We start from the raw sequence: 18,331 nt of genomic DNA, 5'->3' as shown, positions 1-18,331 counted from the left end.
TGAACTGCATTAAAGTAACCAAAGAATCAATATCGATTTGCAACACAATCAATAAAGGAAGGAATCATGCGAGTAAAAGCAGCAATAGCATTTGCAGCAGGTGAGCCACTTGAACTAGAAATGGTTGATCTGGAAGGACCGCGAGATAATGAAGTTTTAGTAGAAATTAAAGCAACCGGAATTTGTCATACCGACCGTTATACTCTGTCAGGACAGGATCCCGAAGGACTCTTTCCAGCTATTCTGGGGCACGAAGGAGCCGGGGTAGTCGTTGAAACAGGAAAAAAAGTAACCAGCCTGAAACCTGGCGATCATGTTATACCGCTTTATACACCTGAATGCAGGCAATGCGAATACTGCCTCTCCCAAAAAACCAATTTATGCCAGGCCATTCGCAACACTCAGAGCCGGGGCGTCATGCCCGATGGAACGTCTCGATTTAGTCTGAATGGCAAAACCATTCATCATTATATGGGAACATCAACCTTTGCCAATTATACGGTTCTGCCAGAAATTGCTCTGGCAAAAATTCGTAACGACGCGCCATTTAATAAAGTATGTTACATCGGCTGTGGAGTCACTACAGGCCTTGGAGCCGTGTTGTTTAATGCCAAAGTTGAAGCTGGAAGCCGAGTCATTGTATTTGGATTAGGTGGCATTGGTCTTAATGTAATTCAGGGAGCACGCATGGTGGGCGCGCGGCAAATAATTGGCGTAGATAAAAACCCTGATCGTAAAGGGCTTGCAACACAACTTGGAATGACTGATTTTGTCAATCCAAACGACGTACATGGTGATTTGGTTGGGCATTTGGTTGAATTAACCCAAGGTGGCGCTGATTACACCTTCGAATGCATTGGTAACGTAGACATCATGCGCCAGGCCTTAGAGTGCTGCCATAAAGGTTGGGGCGTTTCAACAATTATCGGTGTTGCCCCAGGCGGCCATGAAATCTCAACTCGCCCTTTCCAATTAGTTACAGGCAGAGTTTGGCAAGGATCCGCTTTTGGAGGAGCGCGTGGACGAACTGATGTACCTAAAATTGTTGATTGGTATATGGAAGGACGAATTAATATTGATGATCTGATTACTTATGAGTTACCTTTTGATCAAATCAATGAAGGCTTCGAATTAATGCGCAGAGGATTAAGCATTCGCACTGTGCTTAACTATTAAAAAGCGGTTTGCTAATGCATGCATTACAACTGCATGCAAAATCATTAATTACCCTGCTTACTCATCAAGTTTATCGCCTTATTAACTCAACGAATCGGAACACTATAGTTCCGATTAATACTGCGCCAACTCACGCAATACACAGGTAGCATACGCTCCTGCTGGCAATGTAAACGATAATTCAGCAACAGAATCTTGAATTGAATAATTGCATTGCTCAATATGAAGGATGTTGGAGCGCCAACCCTCTTCCAAGCCATTCCGCTCCAATCCAGCCAACCATTCACTCCAATCTGAAAACACTTCGTTAATCAGCTCACGAGCCCTTCCCTGCACCATGGGTTTGCCCTTACCTGGTAATGGGCTTGCCGGAGCAATGTCCTTATCCTTAACTCGATTTAATAACTGTTCATCCACCTCATCAATAACAAAAATACTGTTTGATCCTCTGAGTTGAATCACATCGCCTGGCTGAGGGACATTCCAGGTTAAATCGAGTACTCTTCGGGACAAGACTAAATTATAAAGCCATGAACGGGCAGCAGAACAATAGATTCCCTTTAAAAATCGATCTTTAACTTTTCGTCCCTGTACCAGCATTTCTTCTGCTTTTATCAAGTTTCCACCCTCGCGGCCAAACCGCTGCTCCCCAAAATAATTAGGAACGCCAGTCGTTTTAACAAGCTCCACTCGATCCGCTAAATCTTGTTCATTGGAGACATCCCTCAATCTCATGACAAATTGATTGCCAGCTAAATAACCCGGCCTAAGTTTTTTATTATGGCGCGTGCATTCTAAAACCCGCCATCCCGGTGCCTCAAGTGTTTCAATACCAGGAATAGTCTCACCAGGAGCATGAATGCTTAACCACTGAGTAGCTAACGCCTGACGATCTTTTAAGCCGGCATAACTGATCAGTTTTATCGGTTTATTAATCAACCGACCCAAAGATTTAACCACCTCTTCGGTAGTTAAACCTCTTTTTTCTATACGAATCAGAATGTGTTCGCCTTCACCACTAAACTGTCCCTCAAAATACTCATTAACCTGAAAATCTTCAGGGGCCAATTTAAAACTGACCGTAGATTTTGGAATACCGTGTATACGTGGCCAATCAAGAGAATACATCAACAAATTCCTTGGAAAACCGTGACCAGATCAGCGTTTATCGATCAATGGCCTACGAATGAGTGAGAATAAAACATGTGAGAGTATATCATGAGAAATGGATTCGATTAAAACAATGTGATTTTATCCTCTGCTGATAGAATCTCATGGCCTTGATCTATTCATTAATTAAATACAATAAAAATTTATCACTGGTCATTTCTTTTGAGAAATACCAACCTTGAACCAAATCACAGTGAAGAGTTCGAATCAAGTCTAATTGTTCCTCTGTTTCTATCCCCTCTGCAATGACTTCTAATTTTAAATTTTTGGACAGGGCAATAATACTGCTCACCAAATTCAAATCATTATTATTGGTATTAATACTCTGAATAAAAACGCGATCAATTTTCAAGCTTTTGACCGGATAGGAGCGGATGTACTCCAGTGCAGAATAGCTCATACCAAAATCATCCAGAGAACAATGAATATTCATTTTATTTAACTGATTTAAATGAGATAAAATTATTTTGTCGTCATCATTAAAGGCAGATTCTGTGATCTCGAAAATTAAAGACTCGGGATGTACTTCCGCTTCGTTTAAAATGGACTTAAGTTGTTCAATAAAATCTCTTTGTTTTAACTGGACAGGTGAAATATTGACCGCAACCTTTATATTTCTTCCTGTAATTAATTGCCATTCTTTAATTTGTGAACACACTCTTTTGAGTATCCAATACCCTAGTGGAATGATTAGACCCGTTTCTTCTGCTATAGGAATAATTTGTTCTGGAGTAATCGACCCCAATGACTGACTATTCCATCTTAATAAAGCTTCTGCTGCTATGATTTTATTGTCTTTAGTATCAATAATAGGCTGATAGCACAGATAAAACTCATTACGAGCCAGTACCTGGGGTAATTCGGCCTTGATGCTAAGATAATGAGTCGCTATATCCGTCATAGAGTTAGCAAAGACTGTCCAATTGTTCTTTCCTTTCATTTTGCTTTGATACATCGCAGCATCTGCATTACGCATTAGTTTTTTTGCATCGATTCCATGATCAGGATAAATGGCAATTCCAATACTGAACGAAATATATAACTCCAGCGATTCAATTTTAAAGGGACACAAACAAATTTCCCGAAATTTCAGGACAATACGCTCCGCATCAGAGATATTATTTATATTTTCCAATAGCAGCATAAACTCATCACCGCCCAAACGGGCAATTGTATCAGTCTGTCGGATGATAGAGAGGAATCGAGCTGATAATGCCTTTAACAGCATATCTCCTGCAGCATGCCCCATAGAGTCATTAATCTGCTTAAAATCATCCAGATCAAGAAACAACACTGCCAGTTTTTTCTCACTCGCATAGGCCTTTGAAATAGCACGCTCTAATTTCCTAACGCCATAAGAGCGATTGGGTAAATTGGTTAAATGATCGTAAGTTGCCTGATGTTTGAGCATTTCCTCATAACTTTTTTTCTGAGACACATCTTCCATAACAGCTAAATAGTGGGTTGTCTCCTCATTGTCATTGCGAAGTGGGGATATAATTGCGGATACCCAAAAATCTTCCCCCTTTTTATTTCGATTGAGCAGCTCACCTCGCCATTCTTCCCCTTTGATTAATTGATTCCACATTGACTCATAGACTTCTATTGGAGTTTTACCTGACTGGAGTATTCTTGTATTTTTTCCCAAAAGCTCATCAGCACAATACCCTGTCTGCTCGAGCACTTTGGCATTGACGTATTCAATAGCCCCTGATTTATCAGTAATCATTACTAATACAGGAGTTTGTTCCAGAGCACGAGTTAATTTCCTGATGGTATCCTCTGAACTTTTTCTGGCAGAAATGTCTCTTGCGATAGCCAAAACCAGCTTTTCACCAGTGGCATTAAAAATACCCAGGCGAACATCAACGGGGAACGAAGTTCCATCCTTTCTTTTATGGCGTCCTTCAAAGGTGATGGGACCGTTTTGCAAATCCAGCCAAATTTGATTCAATGCCTCTTGTGTCGCACCAATTTCAATATCCCAAACAGATAAAGTACAAATCTCTTCCCTCGTATAGCCTAATGACTGACAAGCAGCGCTGTTTGTTTCTACAAAATGCCCGCTTAAATCATGAATAAAAATGGCATCCGCAGCGGCATTCATCAAGTTTCGGTATCGTTCCTCACTTATCTTCAACTGATTAATCTGCTTAATCTGCTCTGTAATATCTTGTTTTATAGCTATATGTTGGACGACTTTGCCAACATCATTAAGCACAGGAACTATGGTTGTTTTAGCAATCCAATCGCTGCCGTCTTTTTTTCGTGATTGAATTTGGCCTTTCCAAATCGCTCCAGAGTCTAACTGAGCCTTTATCTGTTCAAATAATGTGATATCTTCTATAGGCGAACGTAATAAAGACGATACGGATTTATTAAGTGCCTCAGCAGCATCGTACAAGGTAATGTGTTCAAAAGCAGGATTTACATATTGTATTACTGCTTCTTCATTGGTTATTTCTATAATGTCACCCGCCTTTTCCAGGATAGTATTCAGTATTTTTTCTCTGTATTTAACGTTCATTTTCGAAAAATTAAGAGCACACACTCCTAAAATATCTTTAAGAAACGGAGTCACTAAGGCTAAATAAGGGGCAGGTGAATTAAACCAAATACTAATACAAATCAGTTCATGCTGTGCTTTTTCCAAACAAACATCAATGCGGTTCGTTACATTATCCAGTCGCTGATGGTTAAGTCTGACTTTTTTGATTTTTAAAAGCGAACTGGTTGCCAATTTCATTGAGGCCTGTCGCAACTCTTTTTGAATATCGAAATCAGAACCGTAAAAGGCAAGGGGATTAATGGATTGGTGCACATCATACTGCCAGATGACGATTGTATTATTTTTAAACAGAGGATGTTGAATCAAGACACTAATAACCTGTTCAGCATAAGCAGGTAATGACATGTCATTATGACTGATGTGGATCAATTGACTGATCAGTTCACGCTCGTATTTTTTCACACTTAAATAATCATCATGGCTCTTTGGATGACTTAAATGAATCGCTAAAAGAGATTTTATTTCTTCATTGGTCATTCAAAACTCGCACACAACGATCAAATATAATACATTAAGTTTAGGCTCTTATTCTCCATTAAGCAAAATAAACTTATTTCATTTTTCATCAGACACTCATCGAATTACATCGTCACCATAAATTGAATGATCATTTTTGGTATATGCTTAATAGAGGCTTCAACGAAGGAAGTTATTATGAGTTTTAAAAACAAGGTGGCCATAATCAATAGCTCCAGAACTCCATTTGTTAAATCCCAAACTCTCTATCTGGGGAAATCAAATCAAGATTTACTGGGTGCTGCTTTGGCTGATTTAATACACAAGACGAAATTACAAGGCCAAATATTAGGCGATGTCATCGCTGGTGCAGTGATTAATCATCCGTTTGACTGGAACCTTGCTCGAGAGGCGGTATTAGGAAGCGAATTATCTCCAGAGACTCCAGGGCTAACAATACAACGCGCCTGTGGAACAGGATTGGAAGCGGTGAATCTTATTGGATTAAAAATCGCCAGCGGCCAAATCAGTGCCGGTATTGGAGGAGGCACCGATACGAATTCAGACATCCCCTTAATTGGTCAACGAGAGTTAACTCATTTTCTAATTAAATTAAAACAAGCTAAACGCATTACGGAAAAACTGGCCGCACTTAAGTCATTCAGGCTCAGCATGTTAAAACCCCAGCTCCCCGAAGTAAGAGAACCACGAACCGGTTTGTCTATGGGAGAGCATTGTGAATTGATGGTAAAAGAATGGAATATTTCCCGCGCAGCGCAAGATGAACTGGCCCTGCTCTCCCATAAAAACGCTGCGCAAGCTTATGATGAAGGTTTTTTTAATGATTTAATCACCAGTATCGATGGACTAAATCGAGATACCATTACTCGTAAAGACACCACCTTGCAAAAGCTGGCACATTTAAAGCCAGCCTTTGATCGCTCAGATAAAGGAAGCCTGACAGCAGGAAACTCAACCCCGCTGACTGACGGCGCATCCGTTGTTCTATTAAGCTCACCTGAATGGGCAAAAGCCCGTCAATTAGAGGTACTGGCCTATTTTGTGGATTGCGAAGTCGCCGCTGTTGATTTTGTGCATGGAGCTGGATTGTTAATGGCTCCCACCATTGCAGTGAGCCGCTTGTTAGAAAGAAACAAGCTACGCCTGCAAGATTTTGATTATTATGAAATTCATGAAGCTTTTGCTGGTCAGGTACTTTGTACGTTAAAAGCCTGGGAATCAGAAGAATATTGCAATAACATCCTGGGACGCAAATCCGCACTGGGACGCATTGATTTAAATCGACTAAATGTAAAAGGTGGAAGTCTTGCTTTAGGTCATCCTTTTGCGGCAACGGGTGGTCGAATCGTAGGATCTGCAGCTAAAATGCTTGCTCATAAAGGGAATGGCCGCGTTTTAATCAGCATCTGTACAGCAGGTGGCATGGGGGTAGCTGCGATTCTGGAGCGCTAGATCGAAATCATCAATCACCAGTTCAGTTAGGTAGTCTTCAATCCACGCACCGGAACATCCATATGATACACATAATGATTAATTATTTGCTCGGCCTGTTCGCTGGTTAATGGTTTCGTTATGGCACCTTCCATGAAATACTGCTCACAATCGTATTTTATTACATCGGCTTCATATCCCGTTAAAGCGATAATAGGAACATGATGATTCGTATCTTTTTCCATGTTACGTAATTGCTTGGCAACAACATATCCTGAAGTATCCTCCAGACCAATATCCATTAAAACTAAATCATATTTACCGGGACCAAACAGCTTTAAGGCCTTATCTCCTGTCTCGGCAATATCGACCTGACAATTCAGCGCGGTTAAAAGAGCCTTCTCAACATTTTGTGCGATGACATTGTCTTCTATCATTAACACGTTAGGCAAGGATGTGGTTTTTGATGGTTTTTCTGAACTTAGCGATTTTTCTGCTTTGGATCTGGTTTGTTGTTCCTGAATTTTTAGTCCACTAATATCCGTTAATACAACCACCAAACCCACTACATTTTTATTTTCATCAAACATCGGTACACGATTGGTTTTAAAATAAAAACTCTTTTGCTTGTCATTGAATATTGGCTTTTCTTCTACATTATAATGAGATTTGCCGGTAAATATGGCGTTCATATCCTTTAATTTTAGCTCCTCAATGCATTCGTCCTTCCAACGAGCAAATTTTTTCATTTGCAAATAGGGAGTTCCTTTGAAATCACGTAGTCCATTGAAACCTAATAATTGAACAAACCGATTATTGCAACCCAATAAATTGCAATCCACATCAACCCAATAAACCATATCAGGAAGGCAATTCATAATATCCATGTAATATTGATGAATCTGTTCTACATCCTCTGGGTTTCCTTTCTGATGATTCCAAAACATATGGATTCTCTCTTCTTTTGTATTTTAAGAAAATTATAGTACATATTGATTAATTATGTTTCCCAGGACAGTCCTTTTCAAAAGCAATAAAACAAATACAGAGTGACTTTAATTTTTATTGCATGTTAATCAAAGAGTTAAATATGGAGGGGACTTTGCATTCCACATTGCAAATCCCGTTTTTCTTGACTTAATATAAAAATTCATTCGGTTAAAATACTGAGCTAATGATGGCAGCATTCACTGTATTTGCGTTTGGTACTGGGGAACGAAGTACTGTAACAAAAAATATTATATCTCAATTTTCTGCTGCCTGTAGCAGCGAACATCTCAATATCGAAGGTCCCGATTGGCTTGGGAGAGAAGTTAGAGGTAATGCTATAAATGCCGCTCGTCGTATTGTAAAATGGTTAAGTGCTCAAGACAGCATGGATAACTCAATCAATTTAACTGGATTTAGTCGAGGTTCAGTAACCTGCATTCATATCGCAAACCAACTCAAAGAATTTGAATCCTATCTGGAACATAAGGCAAGACCATTGAGTGCACGACACAGTAAATTGCTTAATCAATTGCACTCGTTAAAATTAAACCTTTTTGCCATTGATCCCGTAGCTGGCATGAGCGATAAAAGTGACCTGCTCGCTCGAACCATTCCAGACAATGTAAAAAATTACATCGCCATTTTGCAAATGGATGAGATGCGACGTGATTTCAAGCCCCAGGACATCACACGCACTATTATTGTTTCACCAACGCAAACCAAAGTATCCATGCTGCCAATGTATGGGAATCATTCGGATAATACCAAAATAAAAAATAAAGACATGCAAAGTGGTGCCATATTATCTTGGTATATGCTGTATTATTTTTTAACGCAAAACGGAGCCCAATTCAAAAACAATCAAATACCGCCAATAATCGCCCAGCATCTTGATCAGGGTATCATGGAGCTTCCGAAAAATCCTGATCCAAAGGATTTATTAAAATTATGCACTCTTCACCATATGGAACGTGAATATTATTTAGCATCAGGACAAATGCTTAACTTTTACGATGGAATACCTCTTCCCAGGATCGCAAGAACCTTAAAAAATCATTTAAAATATTACGTAAAAAATTCCCATTTTTTTACAAATCAGTTAGAGCGTGAACTACTAAAAATATCCTATCCCAAAACGTTTAATTATTTATTCGAAAAAAATCAGTTTGATGAACGCTTTCCACATGATAGCGCCAGTAACAAACGTGATGTTGTTGCTGAACTTGGCACATTAAAACAAGAAGATCCTGACTTATTCGAGCGTCTGTACGCAAGGGGGGTTAGCCTTAATGATCAGGATATATCGCTAGGCCCACCTCGTGGCATCTATTATCTGGAACCGTGTTCCTGCATTCAACAAATTATACCGCACATGGTACCTGATCAGATAAAACAGCATGACCAGGTAATGAATCAACTGCCACAACTTGAGTCAGCAATTTATCGATTATGCTTTCGTTATCAACGTGAAAAATCAGAACTGAATTTTGACTCAAACCGCGCCCTATCCACCTTTGTTACGTCCATTCGCAGTCAAATCAACTTTATTGTCAATAATTCTCCGCTGAGCAGGGATACAAAATATCATCTCATCCTGGAGGCTATTGAAGCACATTACACTTTTCTGATTAAGTCCAATAGCTCATCTGAATTAAAATTCATGCTACGCAGTTTATTAAATATGCAAGGCCGTACCTATCAGATTCATCAACAATCATTGCTCAATAGCACTTTAACAGGGCTGGTAGAGGCTTTATTCTTTCTCGTAAGGGAAATCATCCTCTTTGCAGGCAATTTGGGGTACATCGGTGGAGCCGCTTTCACCTGCATTGGCACCCTAATTCAGGATCTGGGGCGACGAGTCAATGAAGTGCTAGGAAAGATTGACTACAATCCCCCCAAATACACACTGAGTCTTCTTGCACGGCTTATAGAAATAATAGGATATGCAATTAAAAACAATTTTGGATTAAAAGCATTAACTGAAATGATTACCTTGTATATTAATACAATCAAAAACACTCTGGTTATAGCTATCAATACTACAGAAATGGAACGATTGGATACTAAGCATTCACAAAGAGCCGAGCAGATTCACGGGTATCATACCAATCAAAGCGCCGATTCAAGGCTTAGACTGTACGATCAACCACTGGATCACGCATCAAAACAGGGGAATCCTCCTCTCGAAAAGATGCCCCCTGACTCAAAAACCCCCGCATCAATGGATTTTTAATCCTCGCTAGAGCCTAACATTTAACGCGCTCCAGCACCGAACTATTTAACCGCCATTGAGCAGTTCATCAAACCACATCATCAAGAGTCACTTCAGGCACTTCCATAATAAGATGTTCCGTATAAGCAGTAGATGGTGTCTGAAAACCAACAGGAGCATTTCCTGCTAAAATATGCTTCATAATGACTAAAGAAATTATTGACGTCAATTCATAGCCATTTGGTGTGGTCATCAATGCGGCTTTCTTGATGCCCTCGCGATTAATCACTTCACCGTATATTTTGGAAAGGGAATTATGCCGCTCGTCTCTGGATGGCCCTTCAGGTAATCGTCTGATTTTATAGTCGATAAGATGCTGAATAGGAGCCCATTTAAATAATGATTTAACTGGATTTATCCATTGGTGCAATTGAATCACTTTTCTGGGTAATGCCATGTAGGTTTCAATATGAGGTATTCCAGTACTCCACCAGGCTGAAGCTAAATCGCCCCAGGAAATCGTAGCACAAGTTAGCGATTTTTTAAGGCCAAAATCAAAGGTCCGCATCTTCCAGTTCTTGGAATTCTGCATTAAATGGCCGTTTTCTCGAATGAGAGTACCTTCGGAAAATCCTGACATCATCGTTCTCGCTGTTCCACGAGAAACACTCGAACCGGATTTGACTCCCTTTTGCAAAAATCCTATGGCAAGAATTAACTCTATGGCATCAGGCAATTTGCTCTTCAAGTACCGAGCCAGACAATCACTAGGAACAACATCAAAACCCGCACCTGGCAATATCATAATCCCAGACGATTTAGCCTGTTCATTCAAAGTCATCAATTGTTCAATGACCTGCACTTCACCGGTAATATCAACATAATGCGTCCCTGAAGCAAGGCAGGCTTGAACCATTTTTGAATAGGTATTGATAAAGGGGCCAGCACAATGCAAAACGGCAGTAAAGTCTTCTAAAATTTTTGTGGTTTGTTCCAAATCCTCAAGATCAAAAACTCTATATTCAAGATTTAACGCATTCGACTGACGAATCAACTGCTCTTTGTTTCGTCCACCCAACACTGGATTCAGCCCTTGCTTCACACTCAGTTCTGCAATTAATGAGCCGGTATACCCATAAGAGCCATAAATTAAAAAATTGGTGTTCTTAGTCACCGCAATCCCTTGTAACATTATTGATTTACCTTATTCTATAACGATAGTGCACCATGAGCGAGGTAAAATTAAATCCATGAATGACTTCAAAGTATACATTAATCAAGTTAACATAGGGTATTGGAATCCTATCTAAAGTTTCTATGAGAACACCCCATTTTCTTGATCATCTAATAACCGAAATCGACACCGCCCTTCGCACATTACTTCCCCCTCCAAAGCGAACTTCTTCTCGTCCATCCCCTGCAGCACAAATGAATAACGTACCACTTTCTTCTAATGAAAAAAAACATGTTGCAGGCTTGATGCGAGTGAACCACGCCGGTGAAGTATGTGCCCAGGCGTTGTATCAAGGACAAGCATTAACTGCCCAGTTAGCCCATGTCAAAGAACAAATGACTCAGGCAGCTATAGAAGAAACCGATCATTTAGCCTGGTGCGAAGAGCGCTTGTCGGAGTTAGGCTCTAAACCCAGCCTACTGAACCCGCTCTGGTATTGCGGCTCACTATTCCTTGGCGCCATTGCTGGACTTGCTGGAGATAAAATAAGCCTGGGATTTGTTGCTGAAACGGAACGACAGGTAACCGCCCATTTAAAAAAACATGTAGAAGGCTTACCAGACAAAGATGAACAATCCAGGTCCATACTTCAGCAAATGCAAGCGGATGAAGAGCATCACGCCGCAATGGCTCTTGATGCTGGAGCAGCAGAACTTCCTTACCCTGTAAAACAATTAATGAGTATTGTATCGAAACTAATGACCAAAAGTAGTTACTATATTTAATTTAGGACAAACTCCTATGGTCAGAAATATGGAATCTTGGAGAAAAGTCAGATTTGCGTGCAGCAACAATGGTTGCTGCTGCAATGATGTTAACCATGTATAAAATGATTATTCTGCCGAACAGGTTTTACCTATGTGCAGCACACTGTTTTTACGGCTAAATGAAAAATACACCACCATGCCCACTATCATCCAGACAGCAAAACGCAAAATAGTGATCCAGGGTAAATTCATTATCAGATACAAACAACTGACTATTCCTAATATGGGGACATAAGGCATTCCCGGAGTTTTATAGGGTCTGTGCATATCTGGCTGTGTTTTCCGCAAATATAAAACACCACCACAAACAATGATAAAGGCAAATAATGTACCTATATTCACTAACTCAGCCAAAGTGGTAATTGGAGTAACTGCAGCAAACAAAGCCATTAAAATACCGCACATTACAATGATACGGGCTGGAGTTTTGGTCTTGGGATTTGTTTTAGAAAATATCCTGGGTAACAAACCGTCGCGAGACATGGCGAAAAATACTCGGGTTAAGCCATAAAATAAAACAAGCATCACTGTGGTTAATCCGGCTATAGCGCCCACTCCAATCAAACCAGCTGCTGTTTTATGCCCCAAAACCAGCAGTGAATGACTGATCGGTGAAGAAACATTAAGCGTTGTGTAATGAGCAATGGCAGTAAGCAATCCTGAAACGATAATGTATAAGACAGTACAAATTATTAAGGAGCCTATAATCCCTTTGGGCAAATCACGTTGCGGATTAATGGCTTCCTCCGCAGCGGTAGAAACGGCATCAAAGCCAACATAAGCAAAAAATATCAACGAGGCTCCTTTCATTACTCCTGACCAGCCAAAGGGCATGAATGATGACCAGTTTTCTGCGCGCACTTCCGTAGATGCAATCGCTATAAAAATAAAAATTACAAATAACTTGATTATAACCATCAGGTTATTAAAACGGGTGCTGGACTTTACTCCGATAACCAATAAACCAGTCAAAACAGCAATAATAGAAAAAGCCAGGATATTAAATACGCCCCCATCTTCGGGACCATGCAATAAATAATTCGGAATATGTATTTTCAATGCTAAGAGAAAATCATTGGCATAACCGCTCCAACCCACTGAAACTGCTGAAACCGAGATGGAGTATTCCAATAATAAATCCCAGCCAACAATCCAGGCCAGCAATTCACCAAATCCGACGTAGGCATATCCGTACGCGCTTCCACACCCTCCGATTGAGGCAGCCAGTTCAGCATAGGACAATGCTGCAAAGGCACAGGCAAATCCAGCGATAACATAGGATATTATTACTGCAGGGCCAGCCTGAGTCGCTGCAACGATGCCCGTGAGAATAAAAATTCCAGCACCTATAATAGCGCCCACGCCTAACAAAGTAAGATCGAATGCAGTGAGGCATTTGGCTAAATGCGTTTCATTATCTAACGAATCAGCAATATCTTTTTTGCGAAACAAGTCCATGATAGTATGCTCTCAGGTTTATGACTTTTTTATTTCAGCACCTAATTCTGTGTTGTTGAAATATGACGTCTGGTTAAGGTCCATATAACTAAAACCGTTCACCATTTAACTCTAACACTAAACAAAGGCTGGGAGAAACCCCACAAAGGTTAAAATTTGAATGAAAAGAATAACTTCCAGTTTATTGATGATGTGTACATTAACCTCGAACGCCTCTACTGCAAAGTTACAAGACAGCTGTTCTCGCTGGATATCTTTTTTAAAACCAGTGTGTCAACGGCTTCATCAGGTTTGGACTGAAGGTGATACCGATCTCTATGTTTCTGGCTACGCCTGGCATAATCGTTATACGTACAGCCGAGAAAAAATAGCATCCTATAATGAAGCCGCCTTAGGCGGAGGACTTGGGAAGGGGCTGTTTGATGAGAAGGGAAATTGGCATGGTTTATTTGCTATAGCATTTCTTGATTCTCACTCTGACTGGGAGCCTGCTGCGGGTTACGCTTATTTAAAAGTAGCAACTCTGAACACCAATTTAAAAGCGGGGCTTGGATATTCTGTACTGCTTACCGCTCGTTCTGATATCAATAATTACATGCCCTTTCCAGGAATACTTCCCTGGACATCAATTTTTTATAAAAAAATGGCAATAGCCGCAACCTATATTCCTGGATTTAATAACAATGGCAATGTTTTGTATATTTTAGGAAAATATACTTTTTGATCAATTAAGCGTTCTGCCTGCTAAAAATTTACCTAGTCAAAATAGTTGCAACAGAATATTCAACTTGTTAGTCTCTCTATGAATTTTAACCCTATGTAACAAGGAGATGTAACATGATGTTCAAATCAAAGCTGGCCACTTTTGTTAGCGCTTTAGTCCTTGCCAGCTCTGTTTTCGCTGCCCAAGATAAGCCCGAAATATGTCCTGGAATGGCAGCCGTACAGGCAGAGGGAATGACCAACGCTGCGGAAATTCTTGAAGGCTTATATCTGACATTTAATTTAAGCCATTACGATACCTCTTCTAATTGGGTATTTATCATGGGGGCAATTAATGCAGACTCTGAAGATATTGCTATCGAAGAAAGCAATCAAATTCTTTCAACCATGTCAGGTTCGCCTACGCCTGAAGATGATGGAGAGGGAAGCTGGATCTGTCAATATGAAACCAATGTCCCCGAGGTATCTGCGTTTGCAGTCCAGGCAGACGATATGATTTCCCCATTAAAAATGTCCAGATACCTCAGAAAAACCCATTAATATTAATTAATCATTACGGAAGCTGTTTCTGCTTCCGTACCTTTGATGACGAATACTCATTACAACACCCTAAACATCATAATCTACATTAACTTCTCTTCCAGGGAACTTCCAAATGTTTTTTAGCGAGGCGGATTAATTAAGCTGTATATAACAAAAAAGCTATCGTGCACTAATGTTCGAGCAAGACCGCTTTTTTGTCATGTACAGTATTCTTTTATTATTTACTCGCTTTCATTTTGGTAGTTAATGCCATATTGTGCTATGTTTTCTTAATGGAATATAAATCAGGGTGATTATAATGAAATCATTTGTTGAGCAAGCTCAATTTTATGCGGAATACCACCAAAATGCGATGACTCGCTACACTCATATGGCAGGAGTGCCTTTAATCATCCTCTCCATGATGATCCTGTTAGGGTTCGTTAAAATTAGTGTTCCTGGGGTCTATTCAACCAATCTGGCCTGTCTAACAACTCTGGTCTTTTTAGTTTATTACTTTAGACTGCACTGGAAACTGGCCTTGGCTCTTACACCAATTTTGCTCATATTATTATGGTTGGCCAGTTGGTTTAATTATTACGGTCCCACCAAAGTTGGTCTTTGGGCATTCTTGATAACCTTTGTTGTTGGTTGGGGATTACAATTTTATGGTCATTATATTGAAGGCAAACAACCCGCATTCATGACCAATCTGGGCCAGGCGTTAATCGCACCGCTCTTTCTCACAGCAGAACTTTTTTTTATGGCTGGATATATGAACGAACTAAAAGAGCAAATCTACGGTACTGCTAAAGCGGAATCGCATTAAATCCCATTTTTGACCCGGCGCAGGAACCTTTTTATTGCATCCTGCGCACTCTATCAGGGAACTAATTAACCAGCAAATTGCGGCATTACCAATTTAAAGCAATGATGAATTTTATTATTTCTTTTAAAATCCTGATCTATAGTCTGAGTACTAATATCCTGTACGGAGTATTTTTCCTTAAGCAAAGGATCCAGTTTAAATTGGCGAAAGTTGGTAGAAAAATACAAAACACCATCCGGATTAAGCAAGCGCATTGCCGAGTTTATTAAAAGAACATGATCTCGCTGAATATCCAGCGTATCCGTCATTCTTTTCGAATTGGAAAAACTGGGGGGATCCAGAAAAATAACATCAAATCGATCTCTGGTGATTTTTAACCATTCCCTACAATCAAATTGAATAAACTGGTGTTTTGAGACATCAATTTGGTTGAGTTTAAAGTTATCTTCTGCCCATTTTAAATAAGTATTGGATAAATCAACATTTGTTGTGACGGCACCTGCCAACGCAGCATGAACACTGGCACTGGCCGTGTAACAAAAACAGTTGAGAAATCGAGTTCCGGGCTTCAATTGGGCAAATCGCAATCGTAAGGGTCTGTGGTCTAAAAACAAACCGGTATCCAGATAATCATAGAGATTCACGATGAGTTTGGCTCGACCTTCAGTCACCACCATCGTGTGTCGTGTCTTATCCATTTTTTGGTATTGCTCTGTCCCTTTCTGCTGCTTGCGCTGTTTCAGCACTAATTTATCGGGATTGATGCCAAGTGCCCGTGGCACCACCTGCATTACTTCCAAACTGCGTTTTTCCGCTTTTTGCACCGGGATACTGGCTGGAGCCGCATACTCTTGTAGCACAGCATAATCGTTGTAAATATCAACTGCATAAGCATATTCTGGCAGATCCGCGTCATACATCCTGTAACAGGAAATATCGTTCTTTTTGGCCCATTTTTGCAAATGATTCCGATTTTTTTCCAGTCGATTCAGCAACATTTGTGCATTTGGTGACAAAGTACTTGATTGCGTCCCCTTTAATTCATTCTCAGCGGAGATATCAAAACAATATAATTTGCATTCAAGGGGGCCGTTAAACAAGGTATATTGTTTACCTGCTCGCAGTCCTATAGCCTTCGCCAGGATTGGATTTGAAGTAAGTACGGCGGCTTTCCACCCTTGATAATATTGATGCAGCGTACTTCCCAACTGTTGATATACTGGTACAAGCTGTGTCGCATCACCCAATCGCTCACCATATGGCGGATTACAAACGACCAATCCCGTCTTATCTGTCGGTCGCGAATCACCCACGGCCCGATTATTGAACTCGACTAAAGGAGTAACTCCCGCCCGCTCGGCATTAGAACGCGCTAATGCAATTAATTTACTGTCGTTATCCGAGCCGGTAAGCTTCACTGTCAGGGGTTTTACTTGCTGCAAAGCCTGAAGCCGTATTTTTTCCCAAAGGGATTCTTGGTGTTGCGCCCAATATTGCAAAGACTGATCCTGACGTAGCAACCCTGGTGCGATATGCGCTGCCATCATCGCGGCTTCAATGACAAGTGTTCCTGAGCCACAAAAAGGATCATGCAAACCATAACCCTTGGCAGCTAGTTCTGGCCATTTTGCCCGAATCAACAAAGCAGCTGCTACATTTTCTTTTAAAGGAGCTGCTCCTGCTTTGCTACGATATCCTCGCTGATGAAGACTGTAACCCGTTAAATCAAAACTGACTGTTAACACATCATTTTTTAAATGTGCGTGAATACGAATTTGCGGCCTTTCTTTGTCTACATTGGGTCGTGATCCATTCAAACGCCGAAAATGATCCACAATTCCATCTTTGACGACCTGAGCTCCGTACATGGTGTTGCGAATCTGCTCAGAAGCACCGTGAAACTCTATGGCTATGGTTTTATCATGAGTGAACACGGTCTGCCAATGAAAGCCAGTGCATAGTTGATGCAGTGCCTGTTCATTGGCTGCATGACCACTAAATAAAACCAATTGAATTCTATTGGCTATACGTGACCACAAGCACAGCTGGTAAATTACCGGTAGGGTCGCTTCCCCATAAACCCCTTGCGGGCTGACTCGGGTGATATGCATACCTAAGGCTTTAAGCTCTTCCTCCAGCAAATATTCGAGTCCTTTGGGACAACTTACAAATAATGGATAATTCATAATATAGAAGTCCTTAAATAGCGAAAAAGAGCTTTTGCCGCGCCTGTATTTTTTTCCTTCATCTGATCATCAACTGCTTTTTTTATCAACTGTCTTAGCTGTTGCACGTCTTCTGGTTGATATAGATTAATAAACTCGGTTAAAGCATCTTTACCCTCATGAATCAATTTATCCCGCCATTGTTCAATTTCATGAAAATTAGCGGTAATAGCACTGTCTTCTTCAAGGATTTTTTCGTATGCCTCAAGTATTGCTTCATAATCGGCTGCACGCATTAATTTACCGATTAACTGAGCCTGACGTCTTTTGGCACCATGACTTTTAATCGATTTTGCATCGACAATTGCTTTACGCAAATTATCGGTAAGAGGCAAAAGATCTAATTTTGCTTCACTTAAATCGATAAACTTTACCGCTGTTTTTTGTAAAAAATCGGCTTCTCTTTTTTTCTGTGATTTACTGACTTGCTCTTCCATAGTATGCACTGTTATCTAAAATTTGTGCTGATTATACTATATATGCCTAAAACCCGATACTGGAACGCGAACTTACTGCATTGTCAGGTTGAACGAAGCACTTTTGGG

At 40.4% G+C, this 18,331-nt stretch carries 14 protein-coding genes; 7 read left to right on the top strand and 7 right to left on the bottom strand.

Annotated features, from left to right (window positions below):
- Positions 1-66: 66 nt before the first annotated feature.
- A complete protein-coding gene (locus ELY21_RS00800) occupies positions 67-1,176 on the top strand; it encodes an S-(hydroxymethyl)glutathione dehydrogenase/class III alcohol dehydrogenase (RefSeq protein ID WP_127105969.1) in 1,110 nt (369 codons plus the stop codon).
- 114 nt (positions 1,177-1,290) lie between these two features.
- Here ELY21_RS00800 and truD read toward each other — a convergent pair whose 3' ends face one another.
- Both truD and ELY21_RS00790 read right to left on the bottom strand, forming a co-directional pair.
- Entirely contained in the window at positions 1,291-2,304 is a 1,014-nt protein-coding gene (gene truD / locus ELY21_RS00795) for a tRNA pseudouridine(13) synthase TruD (RefSeq protein ID WP_127105967.1), read from the bottom strand.
- A gap of 157 nt (positions 2,305-2,461) precedes the next feature.
- Positions 2,462-5,392, bottom strand: coding sequence for an EAL domain-containing protein (locus ELY21_RS00790; protein ID WP_127105965.1), 2,931 nt, complete (start codon positions 5,390-5,392; stop codon positions 2,462-2,464).
- 177 nt (positions 5,393-5,569) lie between these two features.
- Between ELY21_RS00790 and ELY21_RS00785 the strand changes: the two genes are divergently transcribed.
- Positions 5,570-6,844, top strand: coding sequence for an acetyl-CoA C-acetyltransferase (locus tag ELY21_RS00785; protein ID WP_127105963.1), 1,275 nt, complete (start codon positions 5,570-5,572; stop codon positions 6,842-6,844).
- 26 nt (positions 6,845-6,870) lie between these two features.
- On the opposite strand, the gene ELY21_RS00780 is transcribed toward ELY21_RS00785, so the two are convergent.
- Positions 6,871-7,770, bottom strand: a complete 900-nt coding sequence (locus ELY21_RS00780; RefSeq protein WP_127105961.1) for a response regulator — start codon at positions 7,768-7,770, stop codon at positions 6,871-6,873.
- 227 nt (positions 7,771-7,997) lie between these two features.
- Here ELY21_RS00780 and ELY21_RS00775 point away from each other — a divergent pair, with 227 nt between their 5' ends.
- Positions 7,998-10,049 carry a DUF5621 domain-containing protein gene (locus ELY21_RS00775; RefSeq protein ID WP_127105959.1) on the top strand — a complete coding sequence of 684 codons (2,052 nt, stop codon included), beginning with the start codon at positions 7,998-8,000 and terminating at the stop codon, positions 10,047-10,049.
- A gap of 67 nt (positions 10,050-10,116) precedes the next feature.
- Here ELY21_RS00775 and ELY21_RS00770 read toward each other — a convergent pair whose 3' ends face one another.
- Entirely contained in the window at positions 10,117-11,220 is a 1,104-nt protein-coding gene (locus ELY21_RS00770; RefSeq protein WP_127105957.1) for a trans-acting enoyl reductase family protein, read from the bottom strand.
- Positions 11,221-11,345: 125 nt separating this feature from the next.
- Between ELY21_RS00770 and coq7 the strand changes: the two genes are divergently transcribed.
- The gene (gene coq7 / locus ELY21_RS00765) at positions 11,346-11,987 is read left to right on the top strand and encodes a 2-polyprenyl-3-methyl-6-methoxy-1,4-benzoquinone monooxygenase (protein WP_127105955.1); all 642 of its coding nucleotides are present in this window, start codon (positions 11,346-11,348) and stop codon (positions 11,985-11,987) included.
- A gap of 108 nt (positions 11,988-12,095) precedes the next feature.
- Here coq7 and ELY21_RS00760 read toward each other — a convergent pair whose 3' ends face one another.
- Positions 12,096-13,487, bottom strand: coding sequence for an amino acid permease (locus tag ELY21_RS00760; protein WP_127105953.1), 1,392 nt, complete (start codon positions 13,485-13,487; stop codon positions 12,096-12,098).
- A 160-nt stretch (positions 13,488-13,647) separates the two neighbouring features.
- Here ELY21_RS00760 and pagP point away from each other — a divergent pair, with 160 nt between their 5' ends.
- The 3 genes from pagP to ELY21_RS00745 all read left to right on the top strand — a co-directional run bounded on the left by pagP (position 13,648) and on the right by ELY21_RS00745 (position 15,561).
- Complete coding sequence (gene pagP / locus ELY21_RS00755) at positions 13,648-14,211, top strand: lipid IV(A) palmitoyltransferase PagP (protein WP_127105951.1); 564 nt, start codon at positions 13,648-13,650, stop codon at positions 14,209-14,211.
- Positions 14,212-14,324: 113 nt separating this feature from the next.
- Positions 14,325-14,750 carry a DUF4949 domain-containing protein gene (locus ELY21_RS00750; protein WP_127105949.1) on the top strand — a complete coding sequence of 142 codons (426 nt, stop codon included), beginning with the start codon at positions 14,325-14,327 and terminating at the stop codon, positions 14,748-14,750.
- 301 nt (positions 14,751-15,051) lie between these two features.
- Entirely contained in the window at positions 15,052-15,561 is a 510-nt protein-coding gene (locus tag ELY21_RS00745) for a DUF962 domain-containing protein (protein ID WP_127105947.1), read from the top strand.
- Between the two features lie 65 nt (positions 15,562-15,626).
- Here ELY21_RS00745 and rlmKL read toward each other — a convergent pair whose 3' ends face one another.
- The gene (rlmKL, locus tag ELY21_RS00740; RefSeq protein WP_127105945.1) at positions 15,627-17,747 is read right to left on the bottom strand and encodes a bifunctional 23S rRNA (guanine(2069)-N(7))-methyltransferase RlmK/23S rRNA (guanine(2445)-N(2))-methyltransferase RlmL; all 2,121 of its coding nucleotides are present in this window, start codon (positions 17,745-17,747) and stop codon (positions 15,627-15,629) included.
- Positions 17,744-18,223 carry a ribosome biogenesis factor YjgA gene (gene yjgA / locus ELY21_RS00735; protein WP_028382953.1) on the bottom strand — a complete coding sequence of 160 codons (480 nt, stop codon included), beginning with the start codon at positions 18,221-18,223 and terminating at the stop codon, positions 17,744-17,746. Before yjgA ends, rlmKL begins: the two co-directional genes overlap by 4 nt.
- Between the last annotated feature and the right edge of the window lie 108 nt (positions 18,224-18,331).

This window comes from Legionella sp. km535, assembly GCF_003990085.1.
GTDB lineage: Bacteria > Pseudomonadota > Gammaproteobacteria > Legionellales > Legionellaceae > Legionella > Legionella moravica.
Note: the sequence above shows the minus strand (reverse complement) of the source record. Positions and strands in the feature narration are given on the sequence as shown.

Coding starts and splice junctions, on each gene's coding strand:
- ELY21_RS00745 (WP_127105947.1), top strand. CDS start 15,052: ATGAAATCATTTGTTGAGCAAGCTCAATTTTATGCGGAATACCACCAA.
- yjgA (WP_028382953.1), bottom strand. CDS start 18,223: ATGGAAGAGCAAGTCAGTAAATCACAGAAAAAAAGAGAAGCCGATTTT.
- ELY21_RS00785 (WP_127105963.1), top strand. CDS start 5,570: ATGAGTTTTAAAAACAAGGTGGCCATAATCAATAGCTCCAGAACTCCA.
- ELY21_RS00790 (WP_127105965.1), bottom strand. CDS start 5,392: ATGACCAATGAAGAAATAAAATCTCTTTTAGCGATTCATTTAAGTCAT.
- ELY21_RS00780 (WP_127105961.1), bottom strand. CDS start 7,770: ATGTTTTGGAATCATCAGAAAGGAAACCCAGAGGATGTAGAACAGATT.
- pagP (WP_127105951.1), top strand. CDS start 13,648: ATGAAAAGAATAACTTCCAGTTTATTGATGATGTGTACATTAACCTCG.
- ELY21_RS00750 (WP_127105949.1), top strand. CDS start 14,325: ATGATGTTCAAATCAAAGCTGGCCACTTTTGTTAGCGCTTTAGTCCTT.
- ELY21_RS00800 (WP_127105969.1), top strand. CDS start 67: ATGCGAGTAAAAGCAGCAATAGCATTTGCAGCAGGTGAGCCACTTGAA.
- rlmKL (WP_127105945.1), bottom strand. CDS start 17,747: ATGAATTATCCATTATTTGTAAGTTGTCCCAAAGGACTCGAATATTTG.
- ELY21_RS00770 (WP_127105957.1), bottom strand. CDS start 11,220: ATGTTACAAGGGATTGCGGTGACTAAGAACACCAATTTTTTAATTTAT.
- coq7 (WP_127105955.1), top strand. CDS start 11,346: ATGAGAACACCCCATTTTCTTGATCATCTAATAACCGAAATCGACACC.
- ELY21_RS00760 (WP_127105953.1), bottom strand. CDS start 13,487: ATGGACTTGTTTCGCAAAAAAGATATTGCTGATTCGTTAGATAATGAA.
- truD (WP_127105967.1), bottom strand. CDS start 2,304: ATGTATTCTCTTGATTGGCCACGTATACACGGTATTCCAAAATCTACG.
- ELY21_RS00775 (WP_127105959.1), top strand. CDS start 7,998: ATGATGGCAGCATTCACTGTATTTGCGTTTGGTACTGGGGAACGAAGT.